Source organism: Bradyrhizobium sp. UFLA01-814, from assembly GCF_046718885.1.
GTDB lineage: Bacteria > Pseudomonadota > Alphaproteobacteria > Rhizobiales > Xanthobacteraceae > Bradyrhizobium > Bradyrhizobium elkanii.
Genome location: NZ_JAQOSR010000204.1, coordinates 1 through 13,427, shown reverse-complemented (window position 1 = coordinate 13,427; position 13,427 = coordinate 1). Strand labels below are relative to the sequence as shown.

Genomic DNA, 13,427 nt, shown 5'->3' with positions numbered 1-13,427 from the left:
CGCCAGCTGACCAGTCCGGCTCTTGCCGGCGAACGCGGTGTCCCACCGCCAGTTACACCAAGCTCGGGGACACGATCCCCGACCAGGCAACATCCCGGCGCGCCATTGAACTTGGACCGGAGTGGCTCGTTCTCTGGGGCCCTGCGATCGTAGAATGCCGGCGGCTGGATTGCCGTTTGTGGGGCAAGACGGGATCGCCGGGCTCTTTGGTGGCGCGGTGCCGGAGGAAACTGGGTGGCCATTTCACTCAAGCGACCGCGGAAGGTAGAGGTTGGAAACACCTTGCACCATTCTCTGTCGTCTTGCTGGATGTGGCAAACGCTGCAAAACATGAATGAGTACGGGCGCCGAAATCCGGCGATGACTGGCAAAGCTGGTGATGCTGTGTCAATTTTGTTTAGCAGTAACATTCCCGAGGTCACTGCGCGCATGAAAGAAGAAGATAGCCAGACGCCGGTCAGTCACTCCTCGGGCTGTGGAATGCGCAGCTCCGGCCTAGGAACATCAACCAACAATCTCTGAGGTCCCAAGCTGCGGATCCGCGAGAGATCCTTCTGGGCGGGGCCCTCCAGAGACTTCATTTGAGTCGCATGAGATTGCAAGTGCGTCCACAAAATCGCAAGAAGCCTCGCCGCTGACAATCATGCTGGAGGACGCGGACAGCCTTCATCTCACCCGAAAAAACCGCGGTGATAATAGTTTACAAGACGTGAATTGTTTGTCTCCGCAGCGACCACGCGGTTGGCAAAGCAGTGAGGATACATGATGAAGACTATCTTTCGCTAGTGTCCCGAGTCCCAAGTTCGCAATCTTAGAGTCGCGTTAGATTCGCGTCGCTGTGCCAAGGAGGGCCAAGCAGCGACGGAGCATCCGATGGCGGTCCAGCGACTTGCGCCCCTGATCTTGAGCGATGATGAACGTGCCGAACTGAAGTCACTGACGATGCGACGGAAGACGGCGCAGGGACTGGCTCTGAGAGCCAGGATCGTGGAAGGCGGCCAGAACACGGAAGTCGCGGCCAAGCTGGGCCTGGGCCGGGCGACGATAGGCAAGTGGCGGCGGCGTTTTGTGGAGCAACGTGTGGCCGGGTTGCATGACGAACCGCGCTCCGGAGCGCCGCTCACGATCGACGATGCCCGCATCGAAGCTGTGATCGTGCAGACGCTGGAGAGTTGCCCGGAGAACGCCAGCCACTGGAGCTCCCGCGGCATGGCAAAGGCCCGCGGCCTGTCGGTATCGACGGTGCAACGCATCTGGCGGGCCTTCGGGCTTCAGCCGCACCGGGTGGAGACGTTCAAGCTCTCGACCGATCCGAACTTCGTCGCCAAGGTGCGCGATGTCGTAGGCCTCTACGTCTCGCCGCCACAGCACGCCATCGTGCTGTGTGTGGATGAGAAGTCCCAAATCCAGGCGCTGGATCGCGGTCAGCCGATGCTGCCGATGCGGCCCGGCCAGCCGGCCCGAAGGAGCCATGACTACAGAAGGCACGGCACCACATCGCTGTTCGCCGCCCTTGACACCGCGACCGGACGGGTCATCGGCAAGTGTTACGGACGGCACCGTGCCGCCGAGTTCCGCAAGTTCCTCGACGAGATCGAGGCCGCCGTGCCGCGCGAACTCGACGTCCATCTCGTCATGGACATGTGTGGACGCCCCCGCTGGTGCAAGAAGAATCTTTCGGCGAGCACGGTAGCGTAGTCGGGTGCTGACATGTGTCCGGCCTTTTGCTGCGGCTGTCACATGCCGCTGGCCCGTATGGGAGTTCGCGGAGCGGGTCCAATTCAACTTCGCGTGCTCGAGGCACGTATCCATGGTCTGGTTTTCCCGATCCCGTCTCGTCGACCGTTGCGCCATACTCTCCGATTGACCTTCTCACACTCACAAGCTCCGTTCCGGGGAACTACTTCGCCGTAGCAGGAGCTCGATAAGTTCCACCTCTTGCCATCAATGCCCAGACGATGCGTGCCATCTTGTTGGCCAGGGCGACGATCACCAGCATGGATGGCTTGCGGGCAAGCATGCGCGCAAGCCAAGGATCTGCTGTTGAGCCTTTACGCATTGCCCAGCGCACGGCCGCGCTCGCGCCGATGATCAATAGTCGGCGCAGGGTTCGTTCGCCCATGCGGAATGTCTCGCCGAGCTTCTGCTTTCCGCCCGTGGAGCGCTGCAACGGGGTGAGCCCCAGCCACGCCGCAAAGTCGCGTCCCCTCTTAAAGGTCCGAGTCGTCGGCGCCAGTACAACGAGCGCTGTCGCTGTGATCGGACCGATTCCGGGGATCGTCACCAATCGCTTTGCGTCGGCATCCTCCTTGGCGCGCCTTGCAAGCTCGCGGTCGAGCAACACCACCCTTTCATCAAGTAGTCGCAGTTGCTCAACAAGCAGGCGTAGAATCGGTCGGGCGAGCTCTGGAATGTCGGTGTCATCGTCCCCGATCGTCGACACGAGCTTGGCAACATGGACAGGCCCCCTTTGCCACTATCATCCCGAATTCGGCTAGATGGCCGCGGATTGCGTTGATGGCCTGGGTGCGCTGACGCACCAGGAGGTCACGGGCGCGAAACACAACGGCCGCTGCCTGCTGCTCCGCGCTCTTTATCGTTACGAAACGCATCGTCGGCCGCTAGGCAGCTTCGCAGATCGCTTCCGCATCGGCGGCATCATTCTTATGCCGCTTCACGAAGGGCTTCACATAGTCTGGCGCAATGAGTCGAGCCTCGTGCCCCAGTCTCGCGATCTCGCGCGCCCAGTAGTGACTGCTGGCGCATGCTTCCATGGCGACCGTGCAAGCCGGTTGTGTGGCAAGAAATTTGAGCACTTGGTCCCGCCGCAGCTTCTTGCGGAAGAGCACGGTTCCTGATCCATCGGCACCGTGCAGCTGGAATACGTTCTTCGCCAGATCCAACCCGATTATGCTAAGTTCCGACATGGACGCCTCCGTTCAAGTGATGGTCAACGACACCACTTTGGCACAGCGATGCCGAGAGGGGGCGTCCACCCCATCAACTACGCCACGCACAAAACCCCGCTGATCCGGCGATGGCTGGCGAAAAGGCCGCGTTGGCACGTGCACCTGACCCCGACCGGTTCGTCATGGCTCAATCAGGTCGAGCGCTTCTTCGCGCTCCTCACCGATAAGAAGATCAGGCGCGGCGTCTATCGCAGCGTCGCCGCCCTCCGAGCCGACATCGCCTCGTTCATCGACCGACACAACGCCGATCCCAAACCGTTCCGATGGACCAAATCCGCCGATGACATCCTTGCTTCTATCGAGCGCTTCTGCCGATACAATGCTCCGGCAAAACACGACCCGATATTGCGAACTTCTGGTTCAGGACACTAGGAGCCATGCACCTCGCCGGGCTTCACTGCAGCTTCTATGTCTGACCGACTATATTACCGTTCATTAAGGCGCGTGTTGCGGACGAAAAGAATGCTTCCGTACGCGACTCTCACGAAAAGCTCGACCCGCAGTCGGTGGGCGTACTCAGCAATGCTGGGGCTTATAGCCTTCATCGCCATCGACCTGAATGGCCTCCCCCCCCCACGGCCGATGAGACAGCAGTGATCTCGGCAGGCTTCCGGCTGGGTCGGGAGATTGCCGGCCAGCTCGCAAAACAGCGCGGTGCTCGCTTGGTGGGAATTGCAGGGCGCGATGCCAAATGCTGATTTGTGACGGAAGAGCATCGGATTCGATGCCTGTGTCTCGTACCTTTCGTCCTCCACCATGGGGGCGGACCTCGCCGGTGCCTGTCTCGCCGGGCGTTGACGTCTATTTCGAAAGTGTCGGCGGCAACGTGCCGCCGTTCAAGCACTGGGCGCGGATGATCATTTGTGGGCACATCGCGCACTATGACAAACAACGGCGGCGTTGGCCACCACGCGGCGTCGATGAGGCTGCGCGAGCCGATCTTCAAAGCTGGAAACTTGACGGTGAAAAACCTCTCGGTGGCTGAACTCGCGGCAGGACATCACGACGAGATGCTGGCCTATGTCGCGCCCCTCGCAGCCGCGCGGAAGGTCAAATACCGCGAGGATATCAGCCAAGGCTTGGAGGCCATCCCGGGCGCCTTCCTCGAGATGATGCGCGGCGATAATCTCGGTAAGATGCTGGTTCAGGTGAACCCGGACCAGATGCTTGGGCAGAGTTAAACAGCTGCAAGCACTGCCACGCGTATGTAATTAGGGACGGCGAGCAACCGACCATTCGCGATGACTAGCGGGGGCTCAAAATCGGCGCATTCCATCGCCCTTTGCAGAAATTCTGCAATTCCAGAACGGTTTTCGCGGTCCTTCGACATCGACTCTCTATTACTTTGCATAGAACGTAAGCGGACGGTCGGTTAGGGAGAACACCATGAGAAATACTAGTCGATCCTCGCCGACAGCACGACTAGACCGTGATGAGCTGGAGAGTGTTACTGGCCAAATCGTATTTGCTCGACGTTCGACCGACGAGCGTCCGGCGGCTGCCCCACCAATTGGATACGGTGACTTTAGCTTTGTCGACCGTGACGTTACTATTCGTAACGCGCGTCCGATCGTGGACGAGCTATCGCTCGACAAGGAAGGCTTCGCTCTCATTCAGCGCAAGTTGTCCTGTGCAAACGAGCGCGATCCGGAGGCTTTCAAAAGAAAGTATCTGGAGGAAATGGTTCCGTTCATTAAGGACTATTTTAGTGCGTCGTGGGTCACGACCGTAGATCTTGGCGGTGTCACTCTTCGTTCTATCGGTGGAAACTTCTTTCGATGTGCAGAGGGTGAGGGTGGCGTGGAGATCGGCAAGGGCGCCGACGAAGCCGGCAAGTATTCGCTCAGAAACTACGGGGCTGGATACGCCCATTGTGACTACGCGCCAATCGCAGGTCCTCAGGTTGCCGCGCGCGACAGCCAACTGCAGGGCATTGAGATTCGGTCGTATTCTCGATTGATGATCATTCAAACATGGCGTGCGCTTTCGCCGCCTCCACAGGATCTTCCTTTGGCGTTCTGTGATGGTTCTTCGATCTTAGAAGCTGATCTTGTCGAGGCGCCGCTCACCAAGCTGGGCGAAACCATTAGGGTTTGGATTCCTCATTACAGTCCTTCTCACCGTTGGTACTATTTCCCTGACATGACCCAAGACGAACTCGTTCTGTTTAAAGGTTATGATTCCGAGGCGCATTTTAAGCCGAAGTCAACTCATTCGGCGTTTGACAATCGCCGCGCAACCCCCAATGCCAAGCCCCGCGAGAGCGTCGAGACTCGCTTCTACGTGTACTATGATTGAGTGTCCGGGGCTTACTTGGTTTGATGGCGCAGCTGAGGGGGGCACTGGTGGAGCGCGCGGCGGCGCACATGAGGTTTGTAACTTCTAAGATGACCATGTTCTGATCACTGCGCGAGCCGTATGTCGATCTTGCTTGCGCGGCAATCGTGGCTAGCGGATTGGCGGCGATTGCTCGTTGCTCCGCCTTAGCTTGGAACGCGGTCTAGCAGCTTGAGGTGGCAGACGAAGGCTTACGCGCTGGCCGATCGATATAAGGCCGGGAACAATGCGTGCCCGAGTCGTAGGACTGTACTTGACCGGAAGGGCTTCACTCTCATTCCTATCCGAACTCGCGCGTTGTAACGGCTCAACCTCGATCGCGATTGAAGGAGAGGTGTCGGACTTCGGTGTGACTGTAAGCTGAACGATGGCGCAATCTGCAAGGTGGAAATTGCGGGCGCGGGCAACGCGCAGGCGGCGAATGTCGACCAGACCGACCGTGATGTCGTCGCGGTCGGAGCGAGTGAACTGAATCATGCGCCGGGCTTGCTACCCAATGCCTTCAACGCGTGGGTTGTGGGGTGATCTATCTCGGGACCGCGTGCACGCCTGGGTTTCGGTGTGCGGCCACGATGAGACTTCGTGGTCAAGGTGCCGAATTCGGAATAGCTGGTGCAGCTTGACCGTGCGGCGATCACTCCAGCTGGAAAACGAAGGATTGTCGGGCGCTCGATGCGCCATAACGACGTTCGAGGCTTCGCCGCAAACAAGCTGGGCTTCGGAAACGCCGCCTCGATCCTATGGAGGCAAAGCGGGAGAAGTAGATGATGAGAAAGCACTTGATGATGGTGAGGACCTTGGCCGTGACCGGCTTGGCAGTAGCGGGTGCGCTTGTGCCGGCGAGCCCCACCTTTGCGGACGGTCAGTTGACGATTACGTCCTTTGGCGGGGCCTACCAAAGGAGCGTGCGCAAGGCCTATTTCGAGCCCTTCTCGAAGGCGACTGGGATCAAAATCACCGAAGACGAGTATAATGGCGAGTTCGCCAAGGTCCGCGCCATGGTCGAGTCCAACAACGTGAGCTGGGACGTGATCGACTTGGCCGGCGACGGTGTCATTCAACTGTGCGCTGAGGGCATGCTTGAAACGGTCGACTGGAAGAAGCTCGACCTCGATCGGGCCAAGTTCATCGGCGGCGACATTTCGGACTGCGGGATACCATATGTCGTCTCTTCCATAATCGTCGCCTACGACAAGGATAAGCTGCCGAATGGCCCAACCACCATCTCGGACTTTTTCGATACAAGGAAGTTCCCCGGCAAGCGTGGACTAAAGAAGCAACCCGACAAGAATCTCGAATGGGCGTTGATCGCCGACGGCGTTCCCGTCACGGACGTCTACAAGGTCCTTAGTACGCCCGGAGGGGTTGACCGCGCCTTCAAGAAGCTCGACACGATCAAGAAGGACATCGTCTGGTATGCGTCCAGCGCTCAGGTGCCGCAGCTTCTGGCTGATGGTCAGGTCGTCATGGCACAATCGCCAAACGGCAGCATCTACAATGCCGTCAAGAACTCCGGCAAGCACTTCGATATGATGTGGGATGCCCAAGTGTGGGAGTTGGGTATCTGGTCGATTCCCAAGCGAAGTCCACATCGGGACGCTGCCTACAAGTTTCTCGCGTTCGCCGGCTTGCCCCAGGCGCAGGCCAATCTGACAAACTATTTTCCCTATGGGCCCGCCAACCAGGATTCGATCGCCCTTGTTGATCCAACGATGTTGCCCCACCTTCCGACGGCGAAAGAGCATATTGGCAACGCTTTGCCGAGAGACGCCGCCTTCTGGACTGACAACGGCGATGATCTGCGCCAGCGCTTTACCATCTGGCTCGCGAAGTAAGAACAATGAAAGTTCGTTCTTTCCCGCCTTCGATGGACGAGGGACGCCGATGGGAGAAGCGCGATCGACTTTGGCAGGTTCAAGGAGCTCGCGCGTCGCGCCGGGCGGCTTGACGCGAACAGGAACGAAATCCACGGCGCTCGAGAAGAGCGCTTAGAATGCCGTGCCAATCTTGGCGCACATCATGGGCTCAACGACCAAGTATGATGCCTCGACGGACTTCTTCAATATGCTTCAAAGAAGTGAAGCAACGAGAGCGTGAAACACACACGCCATTAGTCTGGAGCAACAATCAGGAACGCGCAAGCGGACCGGCTGCGCTTCACAATCATCCGCCAAGTTCGAAAATCTAAAGTGAAACGGCCTGATCGAACGCTACGCCGAGGAAGCAGGTTAGGGTTGGACTCATAAGTATCTTTCCTCATGCGTCATCGGTCTGTGATGCGCGCGCGGGAAATCGCACTAGTTGCCTGAATTTTGCAGAATCCATGTGGCGATATGGGGCTTTTCGCGATCTCTTGGCATCAACCTGCATTGATACTGAAAGCGGGTTGGGAGGACATCGTGGGCCGTGCGAAATGAGCGCTTTAGTGAAAATCGATACCGGTCTCCTTTCAGGAGTGTCGGGGAAGAATACTGCAATTCAAGTGTACAAAGGCATTCCGTACGCTGCTCCACCCATGGGCGATTTGCGCTGGCGGGCGCCTCAACCAGCTGCTTCATGGCAGGGCGTCCGGAAGGCGAGCGCCTTCGGTAAGAATTGCATGCAAGCAGAGGTTAGCCCAGAGTCAATGAGGGCCGATCACGAGGCGGGCAAATCGCCATATTCACCTGTGTTTCGCAACTCGCGCCAGCCTCTAAGTGAAGACTGTCTGTATTTGAACGTGTGGACTCCCGCCAAGTCGACGATCGACAGGCTTCCTGTGCTGGTTTGGGTGCATGGCGGCGGGTTTTCGGCAGGATCCGGTGCCGCAGACTATATCGATGGCGAAGGGTTGGCTTCTAAGGGATTGGTAGTAGTCACCATCAATTATCGCCTTGGCATCTTTGGCTTCTTTGCGCATCCCGAGCTCAGTAGGCAGTCGGAGCACAAAGTATCGGGCAATTACGGGTTGCTGGATCAGATCGCTGCGCTTGAGTGGGTGCAGCGCAATATCTCAGCGTTTGGCGGAGACCCGGCCAACGTCACGATCGCCGGAAACTCAGCCGGCGCGCTTAGCGTCAACTATCTGCTCTCGACGCCTCTGACGCGCGGTTTGATTGCTCGTGCCATCGCACAGAGCGGCCAAATCTTCACGCGCAGCAGACCTGGTCAGTTGCAACTCGTACGGGAGTGGTCCGCGATTCTGATGCTCGAGGATGCTGAGCAACTGGGCGTGAAGTTCGCTGAGGACCAGACAGCAAGCGTTGCCCAACTGCGCGCAATGTCAGCCCCAGATCTGATGAAAGCTGGGGCACATTTAGATCGGGCATATTTGGCCCCTGTTGTTGATGGCTACGTCTTGCCAGATGTCTATACGGCCTTCGCAGCCGGCGCGCAGGTAGATGTCCCGACGATAATTGGCTGGAGCTCCGACGAGGCGAACTCTGCCATCGTAAATAGCTGGCATATAACCTACGGACTACCTGACATGGCGGCAGATTTTCCGGATACCGTACGCAAACGATTTGGGCCGGTGGCGGATGAGTTCATCAAGGCGTTTCCGGTGACGTCAGACGCTGATGTGCCAAATGCGCAGTCGGCTTTCCTTCTCGGTCAGTGGTATGCATGGCCTTCACGGACCTGGGGAAGGCTGCAGGCGAAGACTGGAAAGAGCAACATCTATCTTTATTACTGGGACCATGCGCCGCCGGTGAGTGGAGCTTCGAAAAGATTTGGGGCGTTTCACGGGTCAGAGATCGTGTACGCGCTGAATAATCTGAATATGTGGAATCTGCCTTGGGGCCGGGTAGATCGGCGTCTGGCTGACGTGATGTCGTCGTACTGGGTCAACTTCGCGAAGACCGGCAATCCCAACGGACCTGGACTTCCACTTTGGCCGAATTTCGCTTTGGCCAATGAGCAGACAATGCATTTGGGTGAAACGATCGGCGCGATTCCGCTTCCAAACAAGCAACAGCTCGATTTCTTTGACACGTGGTATGCAAGGCAAGGTCTGATTGAGTCGTTTTCTCGTTGCCGAGCAATGCGCTAGAACCTGTGAGCATCCGAAACGGCTCCAGGCACCTAACTTGTTCGCGGCGGTTATATGTTTACAACATCGACATCACGCCCGAGAGGAACGTGGCCGGGCTCGCTCTTGTTGGCATTCTAGGTCATGTGGACGGCCTTCTGGGAGACCGCCATGACGTAGCAGGTGGGCGGCTGCCTCGCTGCGGCGACGAGGGCTTTTGCCTGCTGTTGGAGGCGTAGGGAGCGGACGAGCAAATCGAAATGCCCCGAGTGGGATCCTGGCTCGAACGCACTATGGGATCTGGCCTGATCGCGGATGCCGCCATCGCGCAATCACTGGCGCGGACGGGCTTCTGGGCCGTGCGCAACGCTGGCGAATGGGTGGGGTGATCGGCTCCACCTCAGCTACGACGTCGGCCTTCCCTTTGGTGAGATGGACGATTTCACCATCAACTGCAAAGCTTGGCTTGCGGTGCAGATTCCGATCGCGAAAGCATCCATTTCGCCCACATCCGCGACGGCAACCTGATAGTCTGTTTCCCTAGTCAGTCAGCGGAGAGTGGCGTGGTTCTCCCGATCATCCAAACGGGGCAACCATGCGCGAACCCTTATTCCGGATGGTTACACATGATCGCCCAATCGCGCTTTGTTGGAAGAATTCGCCAGTTGTCTCGTCTCGGCCGGGTACGCCCGGCCCCACAGCCCGGCGCCGCATACGACGGCTGAAGCAAACCCTCGACCAGGGGGGCAGCGCCGCTTGGGCTGAATATCGGCGTGTGTTCGACTTTTCTGTCGCAAGCATTTGCCTCCGGGTCATCGCAAAGCACCAATGCGCCGTTGAACGGCTTAGATCGCGAGAAAGCTTCTCTTGAGAGAACCGGCACCAGAGACCTGTTCTCACCGTTTCATCCATCGGAGCTGCGTGGACTTTCCACCGCGATCCTAGAACAGCACATCGCAATGCGGAAGAGTTCGCTTTGCCAGCCGGCGCTCCTCTGCATGCGTTGTCGACCGCTTGGCTCGAGACGGGATTATACGATCGCCAACGAGGTCGCCGTCAAATGGCGCCATCGCATCGAAGTCAGAGAGACAAGAACGACAATCCCAACGAAGCCGTCGTTGAGATTAGGTATCGCAAGATTTGCGTCCTGCCGCCGACTAGAAAGCAGAATCGTTATCCCGCTCTGTCCCTGACGTTGATCCAGAGCGTCGGGACGCCTAAAGTTCGAAAGAAGTCGATTGGAAGCTGATCACCAACCTGCCTTGTTGTTCCCGCCGCGATGTCATTGAGAAACTGGAATGGTATGCTTTGAGATGGAAGATCGAGGTGTCCCAAAAAAAGTCTTCAAATCGGGCCGCAGAGCTGAGGAGACGAACCTCAGGAGCGGCCAGCGGAAACGTGCATGGGGCTCGCGAGCAAGCCTCGAACTCGCGCTGGGCCGTCACAAATCCGCTTTATTGCGCGCAATCCCATGATCTACATTTTCCAGCCGGGTAGCGGAGTGCGAGACCTGAACAGCATTGCTGTGTACGGCGAGGTATCAATAACGTTCAAAGTTGATCACGCGCAGTAAACTCGATGAATATATTGACCGGCCGAGGCATGAATTCCTATCTCCGCCAGCAACAATCGAGTGTCTTGCAATTGTTAGGACCTCGCGAAAATCCCGCGCCACTAGTGAGTCGAAAATCACAATTGCGCCCGGGTCAACTACCGACCCTGGTGATTGATCTCGAACACCGAAGCATGTCACCTTACCAGTCGATGAGCGTCAGACCGGTATGCGGGGCCGGTATGAGCGTATGGACAGTACTTCTCGTATGAGCCTCATCCCTGAGGTGCGAACTTGGCCATCAACTTCGATTGGCGCTGGAGGGTGCTTGGCAGAGATCCGTGTTCTCCCTTCACGAACCGCCTATTCAACGCCGGGCGAACTTGGCGCGCGAATAGTGGGCGGCGAGGGCCCCTATCTCGTGGGTGCCGATGGGACGCGCTATCTGGATGCGTCATGCGGATCGGGATCTCTCATCTTTGGTCATGGCGACGAGAAGATCATTGATGCGCTTCACGCCCAGAGTCGCAAATTGACGCTTTTTCCTTCACGGCATTTTAGCTCCGAACTCGTCGAGCGTTACGCTCTCGAGCTGCTCGATTTCGGTCCTCCGAGCATGTCGCGCGCGATTACTTTCAGCAGCGGTTCTGACGCAGTCGAGGCGTCTCTCAAACTAGCGCTTCAACATCATTTCGCGGCCGAGCGGCCACAACGGCGTAAGATCGTGGGGCGCAACGCTTCCTACCATGGAAATACAATCGCTGGGCTCAGCGCCGGAGGATTCGTGGCGCGCCGGAAGCCTTATGAGGGCGTGCTTGCGTCGTGCGCTAAGGCTTCTCACGCGCATTGCGTCGCCTGCGAGTTCGGACTCGAGGCGCAGACTTGCGCGCTAGAATGTGCGAAATCGATCGAGGATGCGATCCTTGGGGAAGGTCCGGAAAATGTCGCCGCGGTGATCATCGAGCCGATCGTCGGTGCCGCGCTGAGCGCGGCACCGCCAGACCCACGGTATCTGCCGATGGTTTGCGAGATCTGTCGCCACTATGACATACTGCTCATTGCTGACGAAGTCATGACTTGTTTTGCTCGCACCGGACGCCCGTTCGCAAGCATGCATTGGAACGTCGAGCCAGACATCGTTATCTGCGGAAAGGCGATCAGCGCTGGCTATTACCCCTTGTCGGCGCTTCTAGTGAGTGAGCGGGTGGTTCACGGGCCGTTGGCACGTGACCAGTATTTTCAGAATGGTCAGACATTTGCTTGCAGTCCGGCTGGCGCGGCCGTGGGGTTGGCAGTCTTGGACCGGTTGGCTGATGGAAGTGTCGCTGAAAACGCGACACGTATGGGCGAACTACTGCGATCTTCGCTCCGCAAAGAGCTGCCGGGCGAGGTGATCAACAGAGTCCGCGGCGTCGGATTGATGGTTGGTTTCGACATCAGTACGCCCACATCCAAGAATTCGCGAGCTCTTTCGCCCGTTCGCTACAGCGATCGATTTCAGCGTGCCGCGCTCAAACAAGGGTTGGTCGTCTACGCTAGTAGTGGTAGCTCCGGAAGTGAAGCAGGAGATCATGCGATGCTACTATTGCCTTTGACAATTTCCGAGCGCGAAGTACAGGAGGTCACAGCATTGCTTGTGGCGGCGGCAAATGACCTTCTCGAAACCGAGAACAAGCAGCGGCCATGACTCTATCCGGCGTCGGAGCCTAACGAACCTTCCGGCGGACGCGAGCAGCAACTCGTGTTCAAAACTTGCCGACCGAAGGATCTAACGCGCAGCTGGACGACAATCTTCTGTTAAGTTCAAAGATCAAAGACTTGATCCCGATCAGAGATTCGACCGTGGCTTTGAAGAACTACTTTCACCGAGCTCGTAGATGGCTATCAGCAAGCTCGATGAGTCGGTAGTGTGCTTGGCCGACGCGACGACCTCCAGATCGCACCTCGCTTGAGGCCATTTTCGGCCAGGCGCCGCCGAACCGTCTCGCGCGACAGGCCTCTTGTCTCGGTGAGCTTGACCATCGCACCTGCCAGCGGCTTGAGCGTCCAGCGGGCACGGCCCTCTGGGGGACCGGCGCAGGCTGTCGCAACCAGCAAGGCTTCTTCCTTGCCTGTGAGTCGGATGGCCGGCGTGAAGTCCTTCGGCAAAACCCTTCACGTCCAAACAGGGGCAGTACCTTGCCTTCATCCACCTCTATACGCGGCTAAACTGCAGAGCCCCGGCGGAAACCGACATGCAAGAGTATTTTCCCGTCAGCCCGCCCTCGGTTCACAAAATGGTGCTGACGCTGGAACGCGCTGGCCTCATCAGAAGGCAGCCGGGGACGCCTCGCAGCATCGAGGTGCTCGTCGATCACAAACGCCTACCGGCGCTAATCTGATTGCCCCAGGACGCAACCCGTCTTGCAGAGGTACTCGCGTCCTGAACCGCGGCATTTTAGGCCGTGGTAGGCAAACTGTAGCAGCAGAAGCGTTCGATTGGGCGTAAGCGTAGCTCTGCGGCCCTTTTGAATGGCGCTTGACGCCTATTTTGTTCGCGTGGCGCGTCGCCGCGATATCC

6 protein-coding genes and 5 pseudogenes are annotated in these 13,427 nt (G+C 58.0%); 9 read left to right on the top strand and 2 right to left on the bottom strand.

The annotated features are described in order from the left end of the window. The first annotated feature begins 234 nt into the window (after nt 1–234). Together PMN64_RS37675 and PMN64_RS37670 are read left to right on the top strand one after the other, a co-directional pair. Nucleotides 235–522 carry a hypothetical protein gene (locus PMN64_RS37675; RefSeq protein ID WP_411784419.1) on the top strand — a complete coding sequence of 96 codons (288 nt, stop codon included), beginning with the start codon at nt 235–237 and terminating at the stop codon, nt 520–522. A gap of 351 nt (nt 523–873) precedes the next feature. After that, nucleotides 874–1,662, top strand: a pseudogene (locus PMN64_RS37670) (IS630 family transposase); the annotation flags it as partial. Between the two features lie 238 nt (nt 1,663–1,900). Here PMN64_RS37670 and PMN64_RS37665 read toward each other — a convergent pair. Next, nucleotides 1,901–2,927: pseudogene (locus PMN64_RS37665) on the bottom strand (IS110 family transposase). A 48-nt stretch (nt 2,928–2,975) separates the two neighbouring features. On the opposite strand from PMN64_RS37665, the pseudogene PMN64_RS37660 reads away from it, so the two are divergent. From PMN64_RS37660 to PMN64_RS37635, 6 genes and pseudogenes are all read left to right on the top strand, one after another. Continuing rightward, a pseudogene (locus tag PMN64_RS37660) lies at nt 2,976–3,341 on the top strand (IS630 family transposase); the annotation flags it as partial. 509 nt (nt 3,342–3,850) lie between these two features. Next, nucleotides 3,851–4,150 (top strand): hypothetical protein, encoded by a 300-nt coding sequence (locus tag PMN64_RS37655; protein WP_411784418.1) that lies wholly within the window; start codon nt 3,851–3,853, stop codon nt 4,148–4,150. Between the two features lie 205 nt (nt 4,151–4,355). Then, a complete protein-coding gene (locus PMN64_RS37650; RefSeq protein WP_411784417.1) occupies nt 4,356–5,267 on the top strand; it encodes a CmcJ/NvfI family oxidoreductase in 912 nt (303 codons plus the stop codon). An 803-nt stretch (nt 5,268–6,070) separates the two neighbouring features. Then, the gene (locus PMN64_RS37645; RefSeq protein WP_411784416.1) at nt 6,071–7,141 is read left to right on the top strand and encodes an ABC transporter substrate-binding protein; all 1,071 of its coding nucleotides are present in this window, start codon (nt 6,071–6,073) and stop codon (nt 7,139–7,141) included. A 590-nt stretch (nt 7,142–7,731) separates the two neighbouring features. Further along, nucleotides 7,732–9,336 carry a carboxylesterase/lipase family protein gene (locus tag PMN64_RS37640; RefSeq protein WP_411784415.1) on the top strand — a complete coding sequence of 535 codons (1,605 nt, stop codon included), beginning with the start codon at nt 7,732–7,734 and terminating at the stop codon, nt 9,334–9,336. A 1,859-nt stretch (nt 9,337–11,195) separates the two neighbouring features. Next, on the top strand, nt 11,196–12,554 hold the full coding sequence (locus PMN64_RS37635) for an aspartate aminotransferase family protein (protein WP_411784414.1): 1,359 nt from the start codon (nt 11,196–11,198) through the stop codon (nt 12,552–12,554). Between the two features lie 245 nt (nt 12,555–12,799). Here the strand turns inward: PMN64_RS37635 and PMN64_RS37630 are convergent. After that, nucleotides 12,800–12,988 (bottom strand): annotated as a pseudogene (locus PMN64_RS37630) (IS630 family transposase); the annotation flags it as partial. A 38-nt stretch (nt 12,989–13,026) separates the two neighbouring features. On the opposite strand from PMN64_RS37630, the pseudogene PMN64_RS37625 reads away from it, so the two are divergent. Beyond that, nucleotides 13,027–13,248: pseudogene (locus PMN64_RS37625) on the top strand (LexA family protein); the annotation flags it as partial. Nucleotides 13,249–13,427 lie beyond the last annotated feature (179 nt).

Bases quoted from the DNA above. Each gene is read 5' to 3' on its own strand.
- PMN64_RS37655 (WP_411784418.1), top strand. From the start codon at position 3,851: ATGACAAACAACGGCGGCGTTGGCCACCACGCGGCGTCGATGAGGCTG.
- PMN64_RS37650 (WP_411784417.1), top strand. From the start codon at position 4,356: ATGAGAAATACTAGTCGATCCTCGCCGACAGCACGACTAGACCGTGAT.
- PMN64_RS37645 (WP_411784416.1), top strand. From the start codon at position 6,071: ATGATGAGAAAGCACTTGATGATGGTGAGGACCTTGGCCGTGACCGGC.